Source organism: Bacteroides sp. 1_1_14, assembly GCF_000162515.1.
Classification (GTDB): domain Bacteria; phylum Bacteroidota; class Bacteroidia; order Bacteroidales; family Bacteroidaceae; genus Bacteroides; species Bacteroides thetaiotaomicron.
Genome location: NZ_GG774710.1, coordinates 1 through 16255 on the forward strand (window position 1 = coordinate 1; position 16255 = coordinate 16255).

Consider the following 16255-nt stretch of genomic DNA (forward strand, 5'->3'; position numbering starts at 1 on the left):
ACAAGATTAGATTTCTTAGGTCGTTAAAGACGATGACGTTGATAGGATGCAGGTGTAAAGGTGGTAACATCAAAGCCGAGCATTACTAATTGCCCGTTCACTTTCTTTCGGACGGTGCGGATCGCGATATATACGTTTAGCTTTTTTAATTGACAATTGACAAATGACAATTGACAATTAGATTAACAGATACTTGAATTTTACTTTTTATCATGTCATAACTTATCATGACAGCTGCGATAATTGTCATTTGTCAATTGTCCATTGTCAATTGAAGAAATTCAGGTGGTTATAGCACGAGGGTTCCACCTCTTCCCATTCCGAACAGAGAAGTTAAGCCTCGTCACGCCGATGGTACTGCGTAACAGTGGGAGAGTAGGTAGCCGCCATTTTTAGAGAAGCCCCGCCAGTCTTTATTGACTGGCGGGGATTTCTTGTTTATACACTTTCCTGTCCGATTCTTCGGCTCTCGTAAGCGTATCTTTTGGAATCCCTTAGCTGAAGATGCGGAACTTGAGCTTACTTTGAGACAGAAGGGTGAGATTATATTGAATCATTGAATATAAACGGAAAGGAAATGAAAACTATAAAGTGTTTTGCTGTTTTAAGTCTGTTGGCTGGTTTGTCCGGCTGTAATTCAAAGCCGGACTTAGATGGATTCCGGGAAGTAGAGATAAGTAATAATATACTGGATACTATACCGGAAAACAGATTGAATAATTATAAGGAAACGATCGAAAAGACTTATTTATTTGGTTGTCTGGTATTGGGTACAGCCGGTAGTTCGTCGGAAAGCAGTCCGGCTCGACTGAAGGAATGGAAAGAGTCTTTGAATATGCCCGACACGATAAACCCGATCTATAGGGAGAGGCTGTGGGACTTTGTTTTTTATCCACAAATTACGTATGAAGTTGAATCCAGATATCTGGGGATCTATCAGCGGAGAAAAACTGTAATTAAAGGTATTGGGCTTGGTATGATTACAGGAAAAGAAGAAGAATATATCAAATCAAGGCAAAAATAATTCATTGTTGATGCTTTATTCGTTATAATATTTTGAGACAGGTGTCATTTAGTAATATAACCGTGAGAAAAGCGGAATAAAATTGGTGTAAAAGTGTGATTTTATAAGAAGAGAGTCGATTTCTTTGCATCTTTCTCTTTTTTATCAAATTGATTTTTGTAAATTTGGCGAGAATCTATTGAAGGAACATAATTAATACAGTAATAATACTAAATACTCCTGTTAATATGGAAAACAAAATTCAAGAGTTGACCGATAAGATTTATCGTGAAGGCGTGGAAAAAGGAAACGAAGAAGCGCAAAGACTTATCGCGAATGCTCAGGATGAAGCAAAGAAGATCATTGAGGATGCTCGTAAAGAAGCGGAATCAATTGTTGCCGCCTCTCGTAAATCTGCTGATGAACTGGCAGATAATACAAAATCAGAGTTAAAACTATTTTCCGGTCAGGCTGTCAACGCACTTAAATCTGAGATTGCCACGATGGTTACTGACAAGTTGATAACCGCTTCTGTGAAGGATTTCGCTCAGGATAAGGATTATCTGAATGCGTTTATCGTTGCGCTGGCATCCAAATGGAGTGTAGATGAACCTATTGTCATCTCTACGGCCGACGCAGAATCACTGAAAAAGTATTTTGCAGCCCATGCAAAAGCTCTGTTGGATAAAGGTGTGAAGATCGAACAAGTGAACGGTATCAAAACTTTATTCACAGTTTCTCCGGCGGACGGTTCGTATAAGGTGAATTTCGGAGAAGAAGAATTCATGAATTACTTCAAAGCGTTCTTGCGTCCTCAGTTAGTAGAAATGCTATTTTAAAAGGAGCGACTATGAGTAGTAAATATTATTACTTGGTAGCCGGTTTGCCGGAACTCACTTTGGAGGACAGTAAACTGAGCTATACAGTAGCCGATTTTAAAACAGAAATCTACAGCGGATTGTCTGCTTCAGACCAAAAGTTGATCGACTTGTTCTATCTGAAGTTTGATAATGCCAACGTGCTGAAACTCCTCAAAGACAAAGAGGCGGAAATAGACAAACGTGGAAACTACTCTGCTGCGGAACTCACCGAATATATTTCTATTCTGAGAGAAGGCGGGGAAATCAGCCCTAAAGAATTTCCTTCTTATCTGTCTGTTTTTATTTCCGATTATCTGAATACACCTGCCGAAAGCATGGTGTTGCAGGAAGATCATCTGGCTGCTTTATATTATGAGTACGCCATGAAATGCGGAAATAAGTTCGTCTCTTCCTGGTTTGAATTCAATCTGAACATTAATAATATTCTTGTTGCATTTACCGCTCGTAAATTCAAATGGGATATTGCTGCCCATATCGTAGGAAACACGGAAGTATGCGAAGCCTTGCGTACATCCAGCGCCCGCGATTTCGGATTGTCCGGTGAGGTGGATGTTTTTGAATCGTTGGTGAAGATCAGTGAGATCACGGAACTGGTGGAACGTGAGAAGAAACTGGATGCTCTGCGGTGGAATTGGATGGAGGATGCTATTTTCTTCGACTATTTCACCATTGAACGTATTTTCGCTTTCTTGCTGAAACTGGAAATGATTGAGCGTTGGATTTCATTGGATAAGGAAAGAGGAAATCAATTGTTCCGAAGCATCATTGAATCGCTGAAGAATGAAGTACAGATTCCCGCAGAATTCAGATAATAAATTTAAAAAAATATATGGCAACAAAAGGAACTGTTAGTGGCGTTATTGCCAACATGGTGACCCTCGTCGTTGACGGACCGGTAGCTCAGAATGAGATTTGTTATATCTCTACCGGTGGCGATAAGTTGATGGCGGAGGTGATTAAGGTGGTAGGTGCAAACGTATATGTCCAGGTGTTCGAAAGCACCCGTGGACTGAAGGTGGGTGCCGAAGCCGAATTTACAGGACACATGCTCGAGGTGACCTTGGGTCCGGGTATGTTATCGAAGAACTACGATGGTCTGCAAAACGACCTTGACAAGATGGACGGTGTTTTCCTGAAAAGAGGACAATATACATATCCGTTGGATAAAGAACGTATATGGCATTTTGTTCCGATGGTGAAAGCCGGTGATAAAGTCGTAGCTTCCGCATGGCTGGGACAGGTGGACGAAAACTTCCAGCCGCTGAAAATTATGGCTCCGTTTACTATGAACGGAACGGCTACCGTAAAGACCATTATGCCCGAAGGAGATTATAAGATAGAAGATACCATTGCTATCCTGACAGATGAAGAAGGAAATGACATCCCGGTAACGATGATTCAGAAATGGCCGGTGAAACGGGCTATGACGAATTACAAAGAAAAGCCGCGTCCTTTCAAATTGCTGGAAACCGGTGTACGTGTAATCGATACGTTGAACCCGATTGTGGAAGGTGGTACAGGATTTATCCCCGGCCCCTTCGGTACAGGTAAGACGGTGCTTCAGCACGCTATCTCCAAACAGGCGGAAGCGGATATCGTAATTATTGCGGCTTGTGGTGAACGTGCCAACGAGGTAGTGGAAATCTTTACAGAATTCCCGGAATTGGTGGACCCGCATACAGGACGCAAATTGATGGAGCGTACCATTATTATTGCAAATACTTCCAACATGCCGGTAGCCGCCCGTGAAGCATCTGTATATACAGCAATGTCTTTGGCTGAGTATTACCGTTCGATGGGACTGAAGGTATTGCTGATGGCTGACTCTACTTCCCGTTGGGCGCAAGCGTTGCGCGAAATGTCCAACCGTATGGAAGAATTGCCCGGACCGGATGCGTTCCCGATGGATATTTCTTCTATTATTTCTAACTTCTACGGTCGTGCAGGTTATGTGAAACTGGGTAACGACGAAACCGGTTCAATTACTTTCATTGGTACGGTGTCACCTGCCGGTGGTAACTTGAAAGAGCCTGTAACGGAAAATACAAAGAAGGTAGCCCGCTGTTTCTACGCATTGGAACAGGATCGTGCCGATAAGAAACGCTATCCGGCCGTGAACCCGATTGACTCTTATTCCAAATATATCGAATATCCGGAATTTGAAGAATATATCAAGGAGCATATCAATGACGAATGGATCGGCAAGGTGAATGAACTGAAAACCCGCTTGCAGCGTGGTAAGGAAATCGCCGAGCAGATTAACATTCTGGGTGATGACGGTGTACCTGTGGAATACCACGTAATCTTCTGGAAATCCGAATTGATCGACTTCGTAATCCTGCAACAGGATGCCTTTGATGAGGTTGACTCGGTGACTCCGATGGAACGTCAGGAAGCAATTCTGAATATGATAATCGACATCTGCCATACAGAATTTGAATTTGACAATTTCAATGAAGTAATGGATTACTTCAAAAGGATGATCAATGTATGCAAGCAGATGAACTACTCGAAGTTCAAATCTGAGCAGTACAAAGGATTCCAGCAGCAATTAAAAGAATTGATTGCCGAAAGAAGCGTTAAATAGTAAATTGTAAATAGCTAAATTGTAAATATATAGATGGCAACAAAAGCTTTTCAAAAGATATATACCAAGATTACTCAGATTACCAAGGCTACTTGTTCGCTGAAAGCGACAGGAGTAGGGTATGACGAGCTTGCCACTGTGAACGGTAAACTGGCACAGGTGGTTAAGATTGCCGGTGACGATGTCACTCTGCAGGTATTTGAAGGTACGGAAGGTATTCCTACCAACGCCGAAGTGGTGTTCCTCGGCAAATCGCCTACGTTGAAAGTGAGTGAGCAGTTGGCAGGACGTTTCTTCAATGCTTTCGGTGATCCGATTGACGGAGGTCCGGAAATTGAAGGACAGGAAGTGGAAATCGGTGGTCCGTCAGTGAATCCGGTGCGCCGTAAACAGCCGTCGGAACTGATTGCAACGGGTATTGCCGGTATCGACTTGAATAACACACTGGTATCCGGTCAGAAGATTCCGTTTTTCGCCGACCCCGACCAGCCTTTCAATCAGGTGATGGCAAACGTGGCATTGCGTGCTGAAACAGATAAGATCATTCTGGGCGGTATGGGTATGACGAACGATGACTACCTCTACTTTAAGAATGTATTCTCCAACGCCGGTGCTCTCGACCGTATTGTGAGCTTCATGAATACGACGGAAAACCCTCCGGTAGAACGTCTGCTGATTCCGGATATGGCACTGACTGCCGCTGAATACTTCGCCGTAAACAATAACGAGAAAGTATTGGTACTGCTGACCGATATGACCAGCTACGCCGATGCGTTGGCTATCGTATCCAACCGTATGGATCAGATTCCGTCCAAAGACTCTATGCCGGGTTCGCTCTATTCGGATTTGGCGAAGATTTACGAAAAGGCGGTGCAGTTCCCTTCCGGTGGCTCTATTACGATTATTGCGGTGACAACGTTGTCCGGTGGAGATATCACACATGCTGTGCCTGATAATACGGGTTATATCACAGAAGGACAGTTGTTCTTGCGTCGTGACAGTGATATCGGTAAGGTTATTGTTGACCCGTTCCGTTCATTGTCCCGTCTGAAACAGCTGGTAACCGGTAAGAAGACACGTAAAGACCATCCGCAGGTGATGAATGCCGCTGTACGTCTGTATGCCGATGCTGCAAATGCGAAGACTAAGATGGAAAACGGTTTCGACCTGACAAATTACGACGAACGTACGTTGGCTTTTGCGAAGGACTATTCTAACCAGTTGCTGGCTATTGATGTTAACCTTGATACTACTGAAATGCTGGATGTGGCCTGGGGTTTGTTCGGCGAATACTTCCGTCCGGAAGAAGTAAATATCAAGAAGGAACTTGTTGACCAGTACTGGCCGAAAGGAGAATAATCAGCAACTAAATTTATAACCAATAATTAGCAAAAACAACGTGGCTATAAAGTTTCAATATAACAAAACCTCTCTTCAGCAGCTCGAAAAGCAACTGAAAGTGCGGGTGCGTACGCTTCCTATCATCAAGAATAAGGAAAGCGCCCTCCGCATGGAAGTGAAGCGCTGTAAAACGGAAGCTGCCGATCTGGAGGATAGGCTCGAACAACAAATTCAAGCCTATGAAGCCATGTTCGCCCTTTGGAATGAGTTTGACGCTTCATTGATAAAGGTGAATGACGTTCATCTTGGCGTGAAAAAGATTGCGGGTGTACGTGTACCGCTTCTCGAAAATATCGATTTCGAGATACGTCCGTACAGTATGTTTAACGCTCCCAAATGGTATGCCGACGGTATCCATCTGCTGGAGGAACTTGCGCATACGGCAATTGAACGTGAGTTTATGCTCGCCAAGCTGAATCTGCTAGAACATGCGAGGAAAAAGACCACTCAGAAAGTGAATCTTTTTGAGAAGGTACAAATACCGGGCTATCAGGATGCATTGCGAAAGATCAAGAGATTTATGGAAGATGAAGAGAACTTGTCGAAATCATCGCAAAAGATCATGAAGTCCCATCAGGAAAAAAGGAAGGAGGAAGAGGCATGATTACAAAAATGAAGAAACTCACATTCCTGGTTTATCATAAGGAATACGAAGAATTCCTGAACAGTCTGCGCGAACTTGGTGTAGTCCACATCGTGGAGAAACAGCAAGGTGCTGCCGACAATACGGAACTGCAAGAGAATATCCGTCTTTCCAACCGTCTGACAGCTACTCTGAAATTGCTTCAGAATCAGAAGCATGAGAAAGATGCTGTGATCGCAACGGAAGGAGGGACAGCTGCTCGTGGTTTGCAGGTATTGGATGAAGTAGATGCTTTGCAGACTGAACACGGCAAATTGTCTCAGCAATTGCAGGGCTATGCCAAAGAAAAGGAAGCATTGCAGGCATGGGGCAACTTCGATCCGGCAAGTGTCCGGAAGTTGAAAGATGCCGGCTATGTAATCGGTTTCTATAGCTGTTCGGAAGGAAACTACCAGCAAGAATGGGAGACGGAATACAATGCGATGATCATAAATCGTATTTCTTCCAAAGTATTCTTTGTGACTGTCACCAAAGCCGGTCAGGAAGTAGATCTGGACGTTGAGCAGGCAAAACTTCCCGCCTATTCGCTGGCACATCTTGAAACGTTGTATAATACAACGGAGCAGGCTATCGAAGAGAACGAAAAGAAGTTGGTAACACTTTCTGAAACGGATGTACCTTCCTTGAAGGTTGCTTTGAGGGAGTTGCAGGGACAGATTGAATTCTCGAAAGTAGTATTGAGTTCTGAACAGGCTGCCGGTGATAAACTGATGTTGATTGAAGGATGGGCTCCTGCCTATAGTAAGGTGGAGATAGAAGCCTATCTGAATGACGCACATGTATATTATGAGATTACCGATCCGATGCCGGGTGATAATGTCCCTATTCGATTGAATAACAAGGGATTCTTTGCTTGGTTTGAACCGATCTGTAAACTGTATATGCTTCCGAAGTATAATGAACTGGATTTGACACCGTTCTTCGCCCCGTTCTTTATGATCTTCTTCGGACTCTGTCTGGGAGATTCCGGATATGGACTTTTCCTGTTCCTTGGAGCTACGGCATATCGCTTACTGGCAAAGAAGGTGACTCCGTCAATGAAGTCGATTCTTTCGCTGATACAAGTATTGGCTGTTTCAACTTTCTTCTGCGGGTTGCTGACAGGTACATTCTTCGGAGCGAACATTTATGATCTGGACTGGCCTATCGTGCAACGTCTGAAACACGCGGTGCTGATGGATAACAACGATATGTTCCAGTTATCATTGATTTTGGGTGCTATTCAGATTTTGTTCGGTATGGTGCTAAAAGCAGTCAATCAAACGATTCAGTTTGGTTTCAAATATGCAGTGGCAACGATCGGATGGATTATCCTGTTGGTTTCAATGGCTGTTTCGGCTTTGTTGCCGAATGTGCTGCCAATGGGAGGTACAGTGCATTTGGTTATTCTGGGTATCTCCGGTGCGATGATATTCCTCTATAACAGTCCGGGAAAGAACATATTCATGAATATCGGACTTGGTTTGTGGGATTCATATAACATGGCTACCGGTCTGCTGGGAGATGTTTTGTCCTACGTTCGTCTGTTTGCCCTCGGACTTTCCGGAGGTATTCTGGCGGGAGTGTTCAACAGTCTGGCAGTAGGTATGAGTCCGGATAACGTGATTGCCGGTCCTATCGTAATGGTGCTGATCTTTGTGATCGGTCATGCAATCAACATCTTTATGAATGTGCTTGGTGCAATGGTTCACCCGATGCGTCTGACATTTGTAGAGTTCTTCAAGAACTCCGGTTATGAAGGAGGCGGCAAGGAGTACAAGCCTTTTAGAAATTTAGAATAAAACATTGAGAAATAATAAACTAAGAATTAAACAATAAAAATAGAATAAGATTATGGAAATGAATTTGTTTATTGCCTACATTGGCATCGCGGTTATGGTTGGTTTGTCAGGCATTGGTAGTGCTTACGGAGTAACTATTGCAGGTAACGCTGCTATCGGCGCATTGAAAAAGAATGATAGTGCATTCGGTAACTTCCTGGTATTGACTGCGCTTCCGGGTACACAGGGTCTGTACGGTTTTGCCGGTTACTTTATGTTCCAGACTATCTTCGGTATCCTGACTCCTGAAATCACTGCTATCCAGGCATCGGCAGTTCTCGGTGCAGGTATCGCTTTGGGATTGGTAGCCTTGTTCTCGGCTATCCGTCAGGGACAGGTTTGTGCAAACGGTATCGCTGCTATCGGCCAGGGACACAACGTGTTTAGTAATACATTGATTCTTGCCGTATTCCCGGAACTTTACGCTATCGTTGCTTTGGCTGCCACTTTCTTGATCGGTAGTGCACTTGCGTAAATTTTTCAAGGAAAAATTTTTTAATAAAGATCTTTCAATCCCCTTGTGAATGCAGCTTTGCGTTCGCAAGGGGATATTCTTTTTTCATGGCGGGCTAACCTTTCTTTCCTCTTATTAACTCATATTTTTCGCATAAAGTATTATTTTTCAAAGAATAATGCGTACTTTTGCACTCGCATACTAAAAAGAGTTTTAATATATTATATGGTAAAAGATTTATTAACCCCCGATTATATCTTCGAGTCCAGCTGGGAAGTATGTAATAAAGTGGGAGGGATATACACCGTATTGTCGACACGGGCGAATACATTGCAGGAAAAATTCCGCGACAGAATTTTTTTTCATAGGTCCTGATGTGTGGCAAGGAAAAGAGAACCCTCTATTCATCGAGTCGGATAATCTGTGCGCTGCCTGGAAAACGCATGCACTTGAAAACGATCATCTTTCCGTCCGTATAGGACGATGGAATATACCCGGTGAACCCATTGTCATTCTTGTTGATTTCCAACCTTTTTTTGAAAAGAAGAACGATATATACACAGAAATGTGGAATCGTTTTCAAGTAGACTCGTTGCACGCTTATGGCGATTACGACGAGGCTTCTATGTTTTCGTACGCTGCTGGAAGAGTAGTAGAAAGTTTCTACCGCTACAACCTGACAGAAACGGATAAGGTGGTATATCAGGCACATGAATGGATGACCGGAATGGGAGCACTTTATGTACAGGAAGCTGTCCCCGAAGTTGCTACTATTTTTACAACCCACGCTACTTCCATCGGACGTTCGATAGCCGGCAATCATAAGCCGCTGTATGACTATCTGTTTGCGTATAATGGCGATCAGATGGCACAGGAATTGAATATGCAGTCGAAGCATTCCATCGAGAAGCAGACGGCGCATCATGTAGACTGTTTTACGACAGTAAGTGAAATCACCAATAACGAGTGCAAGGAATTGCTCGACAAACCGGCAGATGTAGTACTGATGAACGGTTTCGAAGACGATTTCGTACCCAAAGGCAATACATTTACCGGAAAACGTAAGCGTGCGCGCTCATTAATGTTGAACGTAGCCAATAAATTGTTGGGAACAAATCTGGATGATGATACGTTAATCATCGGTACCAGTGGTCGTTATGAATTCAAGAACAAGGGGATCGATGTCTTTCTGGAGTCATTGAACCGTCTGAACAGAGATAAAAACCTGCATAAGAATGTATTGGCATTCATCAATGTACCCGGTTGGGTGGGAGATCCCCGTGAGGATTTGCAGGCGCGATTGAAAAGCAAAGAAAAGTTCGACACACCGCTTGAAGTTCCTTTCATCACTCACTGGCTGCACAATATGACGCATGACCAGGTATTGGATATGCTGAAGTATTTAGGAATGGGCAATCGTCCCGAAGATAAAGTAAAGGTGATTTTCGTACCTTGCTATCTGGACGGTCGTGATGGTATTATGAACAAAGAGTATTATGATATATTGCTGGGACAGGATTTGAGCGTTTATGCTTCCTATTACGAACCTTGGGGATATACTCCTTTGGAAAGTGTAGCGTTCCGTGTACCTACAATTACTACTGATCTGGCAGGCTTTGGCCTTTGGGTGAACAGTCTGAAGAATCAGCATGGCATCAATGATGGAGTAGAAGTGCTGCATCGTTCGGACTATAATGATTCGGAAGTGGCGGATGGTATCAAGGATACGATTACGCTCTTTGCGGATAAATCGGAAAAAGAAGTGAAGGAAATCCGCAAACGTGCGGCAGATGTTGCAGAGCAGGCACTGTGGAAGCACTTCATTCAATATTATTATGAGGCTTATGACATTGCTCTGCGCAATGCTCTGAAGCGTCAGTTAAGCTAAAAAAACATTTTATTCATCAATAAGTAAACAAAAACATTATGAAAATTAAAGTTAGTAATGTGAATACTCCGAACTGGAAAGAGGTTACAGTGAAATCACGTATCCCTGCTGAGTTGGAGAAATTGTCCGAAATTTCACGCAACATCTGGTGGGCATGGAATTTTGAAGCGACAGAACTATTTAGAGATCTAGATCCGGAACTTTGGAAAGAATGTGGACAGAATCCTGTGTTGTTGCTGGAACGTATGAGCTATGAGAAGCTGGAAGCTTTGGCAAAAGACAAGGTAATTCTGAGAAGAATGAATGATGTTTATACAAAATTCAGAGATTATCTGGATGTGAAGCCGGATGAGAATCGTCCGTCTGTAGCCTATTTCAGCATGGAATATGGTTTAAGCAGCGTCCTGAAAATATATTCCGGTGGTTTGGGTGTATTGGCTGGCGACTACCTGAAAGAAGCTTCTGACAGCAATGTAGATCTTTGTGCAGTAGGTTTCTTGTACCGTTACGGCTACTTTACTCAAACGTTGTCTATGGACGGTCAGCAGATTGCTAACTATGAAGCACAAAACTTCGGTCAGCTTCCTATCGACCGAGTGATGGATGCGAATGGTCAGCCGTTGGTAGTGGATGTTCCTTATCTGGACTATTATGTACATGCTAACGTATGGCGCGTAAACGTAGGACGTATTTCTTTGTATCTGTTGGATACGGATAATGAAATGAACAGCGAATTCGACCGTCCTATTACTCACCAGCTTTATGGTGGCGACTGGGAAAACCGTCTGAAACAGGAAATCCTGTTGGGTATCGGTGGTATCCTGACACTGAAAGCATTGGGCATCAAAAAAGACGTTTATCATTGTAACGAAGGACACGCTGCATTGATCAATGTTCAGCGTATCTGCGACTATGTAGCTACCGGACTGACATTTGATCAGGCTATCGAGCTGGTTCGCGCTTCTTCTCTTTATACAGTTCATACTCCGGTTCCTGCCGGTCACGACTACTTCGACGAAGGTTTGTTCGGTAAATACATGGGCGGTTACCCTGCAAGAATGGGTATCAGCTGGGATGACCTGATGGACCTTGGACGTAATAATCCGGGGGATAAGGGCGAACGTTTCTGCATGTCAGTATTTGCTTGCAACACTGCTCAGGAAGTAAACGGTGTAAGCTGGCTGCATGGAAAAGTATCTCAGGAGATGTTCTCTACTATCTGGAAAGGTTACTTCCCCGAAGAAATGCACGTAGGTTATGTGACTAACGGTGTTCACTTTCCTACATGGAGTGCTACGGAGTGGAAAGAACTGTACTTTAAATATTTCAATGAAAACTTTTGGTTCGACCAGTCGAATCCTAAGATTTGGGAAGCAATCTATAATGTGCCCGATGAAGAGATCTGGAAGACTCGTATGACGATGAAGAACAAGCTGGTAGATTATATCCGCAAGTCATTCCGTGATACATGGCTGAAGAATCAGGGAGATCCTTCACGTATCGTTTCATTGATGGATAAGATCAATCCGAATGCATTGCTGATCGGTTTCGGTCGTCGTTTTGCTACTTACAAACGTGCGCACCTGCTGTTTACTGATCTGGAACGTCTTTCTAAGATTGTGAACAATCCTGATTATCCGGTACAGTTCCTGTTTACAGGTAAGGCTCACCCGCACGATGGAGCAGGACAGGGGCTGATCAAACGTATTATCGAAATCTCCCGTCGTCCGGAATTCCTGGGTAAGATCATCTTCCTCGAAAACTACGATATGCAGTTGGCACGTCGTCTGGTTTCCGGTGTTGATATTTGGTTGAATACTCCGACTCGTCCGTTGGAAGCATCCGGTACATCTGGTGAAAAGGCTTTGATGAACGGTGTTGTCAACTTCTCTGTATTAGACGGATGGTGGCTGGAAGGTTACCGTGAAGGTGCAGGTTGGGCGTTGACTGAAAAACGTACATATCAGAATCAGGAACATCAGGATCAGTTGGATGCTGCTACTATCTATAGCATTCTTGAAACAGAAATCCTGCCGTTGTACTATGCTCGTAACAAGAAAGGCTACTCAGAAGGCTGGATCAAGGTAGTGAAGAATTCTATCGCTCAGATCGCTCCTCACTATACGATGAAGCGCCAGTTGGACGACTACTACAATAAGTTCTACAATAAGTTGGCAAAACGTTTCCATATGCTGTCTGCTAATGACAATGCAAAAGCAAAAGAAATTGCTGCATGGAAAGAAGAAGTCGTTGCCAAGTGGGATTCTATCGAAATCGTATCTTGCGACAAGCTGGAAGATTTGAAAGCCGGTGATATCGAAAGCGGAAAAGAATATACTATTACTTACGTAATCGACGAAAAAGGCTTGAATGATGCTATAGGGCTTGAACTGGTAACTACTTATACAACTGCGGATGGCAAACAACACGTTTACTCTGTAGAACCGTTCAGCGTTATCAAGAAAGAAGGCGACCTTTACACATTCCAGGTTAAACATAGCCTGTCAAATGCCGGTAGCTTCAAGGTGTCTTACCGTATGTTCCCGAAGAATCCGGAACTTCCGCACCGTCAGGACTTCTGCTACGTGCGTTGGTTTATCTGATAGCTTGACGGAGTAGGGAAGTGACGCTTCCCTGCTTGACGTCCCTATATAAAAGAAGCCCCTGCAATTCGAGCGATCGAAATTGCAGGGGCTATCTTTTTATATCTCAATGTAACGGCGTGGATAAGATCAGTATCTTCGGCAAAAGTGCCTGTACTTGGATCAGATTTACCTACTGCGTTAACAGGAATAAGATACCTTGTCGGATGTTGTGCCATCCTATTGGCACAACTGTGCCAACGGCGTGGCATAACTGTGCCAACATGGTGGCACAAGTGTGACAACGGTATGGCACAAGTGTTACTTCATCAGGTGAAGTCTCTTATCAGCTTCATTTATTTGACTACTTCTGCTAATTTAGCCTGAAGACCTTCTCCATGAAGACCACGGGCAATGATAGTACCGTCGCCATCAATCAGAACAGTGTGAGGAATGCTGTTCACTGCATAAAGCTGTGCGCCTTCACTCTGCCAGAACTTCAGGTCAGACATTTGCGGCCAGGTCATATTCAGTTTTTTAATAGACTCTTTCCATGCAGCAGCATCCTGATCAAGAGATACACCGACGATTTCGAAGTTTTTGCCTTTGTACTGAGCGTAAGCTTCTACCAGGTTAGGCATTTCACGACGGCAAGGACCACACCAGCTAGCCCAGAAGTCTACCAGTACCACTTTACCTTTACCTGCGTAATCAGACAGTTTCACAGTTTTTCCTTCCGGAGTCTGCATTTCGAAGTCAATGAACTTAGTACCTACGGCAGTCTTCTTTTGTTTTTCAGTCTGTTCCTTAACTTTTACGATTGTTTCGTCATTTTGGAAATTAGCCGGGATTTGTTCCAGCAAAGCTGCATTCTCTTCAGTAGAGTTATTGTAGAAAGTCTGTTTGAACAAGAATACACCTACCGGGTTGGTGATGTTTTTCTGTACACCTTCTTTGATTACTTTATCATATTCTTCTTCCAGCCGGGCACCTTCTTTTTGCTTGGCTTCTTTCTGCTCGTCACTCAAAGAAGAATCTCCCATCGCTTCGTAGATAGCGTTCATCTTTTGGCTGATATCATTGATTTGAGTTCTGATAGCTTGGTAAGCGTCATTGTTGGAAGTACCGGTTGCAGAATCATTGTCCTTTGTCAGTGCAATGTTTATTTTACCGTTTTCAAGGAAGAAATCAATCATCAGAGGTTCTCCGTTCACTTCGCAAGTGACATAACGGTTTACTGCAGAATCCTGCGTGCCTTCGAAGGTGAAAGTACCTTTAGAGATGACTGCGGTATCTAGTTTTGTAAGATTTCTGCCTGTTGCTTCCTGAAGGTAAACAGTGTCGCCGTCAGCAGCGCCTTCTACTGTACCTGTGATAACGTATCCGGCTTTGTTTCCGGTACAAGCTACCATACCCAACGCTGCCGTCGCAATAACTAAATAAGTTAACTTTTTCATGCTTTTGTAAAATTAGTGAATAAATATTTATGCAAAGATAGATTTTTTTTCTGTCTGGCATCGAAAAACACTGTTATATTAGATTAACACGTAGGTGGAAATCGTAGAAATGTGTACCTTTGCAGCCCAAACTTTTAGTATGAATATGCAAGAAGACAAATCCATCATTGAGGTTAGCCATGTATCGAAGTTTTTTGGCGACAAAACAGCTTTGGATGATGTAACTCTGAACGTGAAAAAGGGCGAGTTTGTTACGATTCTCGGACCTTCCGGCTGCGGAAAAACGACATTGTTGCGTCTCATTGCCGGTTTTCAGACAGCTTCGGAAGGCGAAATCCGAATATCGGGTAAGGAAATCACACAGACTCCACCCCATAAACGTCCGGTGAACACGGTATTTCAGAAATATGCCCTGTTCCCGCATTTGAATGTATACGACAATATTGCTTTCGGCTTGAAATTGAAAAAGACGCCGAAACAGACAATCGGCAAGAAGGTGAAAGCCGCATTGAAGATGGTTGGTATGACGGATTACGAGTATCGGGATGTAGATTCTCTTTCCGGTGGCCAGCAACAGCGTGTAGCTATTGCCCGTGCCATTGTCAATGAGCCGGAAGTGTTGCTGCTCGACGAACCGTTGGCTGCGCTCGACCTCAAAATGCGCAAGGATATGCAGATGGAACTGAAAGAAATGCATAAATCTCTGGGCATTACATTTGTATACGTAACTCATGATCAGGAAGAAGCCTTGACATTGAGTGATACGATTGTCGTGATGAGCGAAGGAAAAATCCAGCAGATCGGTACGCCGATTGATATCTATAATGAGCCGATCAATTCATTTGTTGCGGATTTTATCGGAGAAAGTAATATTCTCAACGGAACGATGATTCATGATAAACTGGTACGCTTTTGTGGTACGGAGTTTGAATGCGTGGACGAAGGTTTCGGTGAAAATACTCCGGTGGACGTAGTTATTCGTCCGGAAGACCTTTATATTTTCCCGGTTTCGGAGATGGCGCAACTGACCGGTGTGGTACAGACTTCGATCTTCAAAGGGGTACACTATGAAATGACTGTGCTTTGTGGCGGATATGAGTTCCTTGTTCAGGATTATCATCATTTTGAAGTCGGTGCGGAAGTGGGGTTGCTGGTGAAGCCGTTTGATATTCATATTATGAAGAAAGAACGTGTATGCAATACCTTTGAAGGAAAGTTGCAGGATGCTACTCATGTAGAGTTCCTGGGCTGTACGTTCGAATGTGCTTCTGTGGAAGGGCTGGAATCCGGTACGGATGTCAAGGTCGAAGTAGACTTTGATAAAGTGATCCTGCAGGATAACGAAGAAGACGGTACGCTGACGGGAGAAGTGAAGTTCATCCTTTATAAAGGTGATCATTACCATCTGACTGTATGGTCTGACTGGGACGAGAATGTGTTTGTGGATACGAACGATGTCTGGGATGACGGAGACCGTGTGGGTATTACTATCCCTCCGGATGCGATTCGTGTAATTAAAATAACCGATTAACAGGAAAG

The 16255-nt window shown here is 43.6% G+C and carries 11 protein-coding genes, 2 rRNA genes and 1 pseudogene; 13 read left to right on the top strand and 1 reads right to left on the bottom strand.

Annotation, left to right across the window (positions count from 1 at the left end; all coding sequences use genetic code 11):
* The 12 genes and pseudogenes from HMPREF9007_RS0125350 to HMPREF9007_RS05415 form a co-directional block, all read left to right on the top strand.
* Nucleotides 1-109: ribosomal RNA gene (locus tag HMPREF9007_RS0125350) — 23S ribosomal RNA — on the top strand; the annotation flags it as partial.
* Between the two features lie 172 nt (nucleotides 110-281).
* A 5S ribosomal RNA gene (rrf, locus tag HMPREF9007_RS05465) occupies nucleotides 282-392 on the top strand.
* A 185-nt stretch (nucleotides 393-577) separates the two neighbouring features.
* Nucleotides 578-1024: a hypothetical protein gene (locus HMPREF9007_RS05460; protein WP_008762987.1), complete on the top strand. Its 447-nt coding sequence runs from the start codon at nucleotides 578-580 to the stop codon at nucleotides 1022-1024.
* Nucleotides 1025-1251: 227 nt separating this feature from the next.
* Entirely contained in the window at nucleotides 1252-1842 is a 591-nt protein-coding gene (locus tag HMPREF9007_RS05455; protein WP_008762988.1) for a hypothetical protein, read from the top strand.
* Between the two features lie 11 nt (nucleotides 1843-1853).
* Nucleotides 1854-2696 carry a DUF2764 domain-containing protein gene (locus tag HMPREF9007_RS05450; RefSeq protein WP_008762989.1) on the top strand — a complete coding sequence of 281 codons (843 nt, stop codon included), beginning with the start codon at nucleotides 1854-1856 and terminating at the stop codon, nucleotides 2694-2696.
* 17 nt (nucleotides 2697-2713) lie between these two features.
* On the top strand, nucleotides 2714-4471 hold the full coding sequence (locus HMPREF9007_RS05445; RefSeq protein ID WP_008762990.1) for a V-type ATP synthase subunit A: 1758 nt from the start codon (nucleotides 2714-2716) through the stop codon (nucleotides 4469-4471).
* Between the two features lie 33 nt (nucleotides 4472-4504).
* Nucleotides 4505-5830, top strand: coding sequence for a V-type ATP synthase subunit B (locus HMPREF9007_RS05440; protein ID WP_008762991.1), 1326 nt, complete (start codon nucleotides 4505-4507; stop codon nucleotides 5828-5830).
* Between the two features lie 40 nt (nucleotides 5831-5870).
* Nucleotides 5871-6476 carry a V-type ATP synthase subunit D gene (locus HMPREF9007_RS05435; protein WP_008762992.1) on the top strand — a complete coding sequence of 202 codons (606 nt, stop codon included), beginning with the start codon at nucleotides 5871-5873 and terminating at the stop codon, nucleotides 6474-6476.
* Nucleotides 6473-8296 carry a V-type ATPase 116kDa subunit family protein gene (locus HMPREF9007_RS05430; protein ID WP_032850648.1) on the top strand — a complete coding sequence of 608 codons (1824 nt, stop codon included), beginning with the start codon at nucleotides 6473-6475 and terminating at the stop codon, nucleotides 8294-8296. The genes HMPREF9007_RS05435 and HMPREF9007_RS05430 overlap by 4 nt, the downstream gene beginning before the upstream one ends.
* Nucleotides 8297-8348: 52 nt before the next feature.
* Nucleotides 8349-8810, top strand: a complete 462-nt coding sequence (locus tag HMPREF9007_RS05425) for a V-type ATP synthase subunit K (protein WP_005675599.1) — start codon at nucleotides 8349-8351, stop codon at nucleotides 8808-8810.
* A 204-nt stretch (nucleotides 8811-9014) separates the two neighbouring features.
* Nucleotides 9015-10677: pseudogene (locus HMPREF9007_RS05420) on the top strand (glycogen/starch synthase).
* 38 nt (nucleotides 10678-10715) lie between these two features.
* Nucleotides 10716-13280 carry a glycosyltransferase family 1 protein gene (locus tag HMPREF9007_RS05415; RefSeq protein ID WP_008762995.1) on the top strand — a complete coding sequence of 855 codons (2565 nt, stop codon included), beginning with the start codon at nucleotides 10716-10718 and terminating at the stop codon, nucleotides 13278-13280.
* Between the two features lie 335 nt (nucleotides 13281-13615).
* Here the strand turns inward: HMPREF9007_RS05415 and HMPREF9007_RS05410 are convergent, their stop codons facing one another.
* Entirely contained in the window at nucleotides 13616-14716 is a 1101-nt protein-coding gene (locus HMPREF9007_RS05410; RefSeq protein WP_008762996.1) for a TlpA disulfide reductase family protein, read from the bottom strand.
* A 139-nt stretch (nucleotides 14717-14855) separates the two neighbouring features.
* Between HMPREF9007_RS05410 and potA the strand changes: the two genes are divergently transcribed.
* Complete coding sequence (gene potA, locus HMPREF9007_RS05405) at nucleotides 14856-16247, top strand: polyamine ABC transporter ATP-binding protein (protein WP_008762997.1); 1392 nt, start codon at nucleotides 14856-14858, stop codon at nucleotides 16245-16247.
* Nucleotides 16248-16255: the final 8 nt, after the last annotated feature.

Bases quoted from the DNA above. Each gene is read 5' to 3' on its own strand.
- HMPREF9007_RS05460 (WP_008762987.1), top strand. From the start codon at position 578: ATGAAAACTATAAAGTGTTTTGCTGTTTTAAGTCTGTTGGCTGGTTTG.
- HMPREF9007_RS05455 (WP_008762988.1), top strand. From the start codon at position 1,252: ATGGAAAACAAAATTCAAGAGTTGACCGATAAGATTTATCGTGAAGGC.
- HMPREF9007_RS05450 (WP_008762989.1), top strand. From the start codon at position 1,854: ATGAGTAGTAAATATTATTACTTGGTAGCCGGTTTGCCGGAACTCACT.
- HMPREF9007_RS05445 (WP_008762990.1), top strand. From the start codon at position 2,714: ATGGCAACAAAAGGAACTGTTAGTGGCGTTATTGCCAACATGGTGACC.
- HMPREF9007_RS05440 (WP_008762991.1), top strand. From the start codon at position 4,505: ATGGCAACAAAAGCTTTTCAAAAGATATATACCAAGATTACTCAGATT.
- HMPREF9007_RS05430 (WP_032850648.1), top strand. From the start codon at position 6,473: ATGATTACAAAAATGAAGAAACTCACATTCCTGGTTTATCATAAGGAA.
- HMPREF9007_RS05425 (WP_005675599.1), top strand. From the start codon at position 8,349: ATGGAAATGAATTTGTTTATTGCCTACATTGGCATCGCGGTTATGGTT.
- HMPREF9007_RS05415 (WP_008762995.1), top strand. From the start codon at position 10,716: ATGAAAATTAAAGTTAGTAATGTGAATACTCCGAACTGGAAAGAGGTT.
- HMPREF9007_RS05410 (WP_008762996.1), bottom strand. From the start codon at position 14,716: ATGAAAAAGTTAACTTATTTAGTTATTGCGACGGCAGCGTTGGGTATG.
- potA (WP_008762997.1), top strand. From the start codon at position 14,856: ATGAATATGCAAGAAGACAAATCCATCATTGAGGTTAGCCATGTATCG.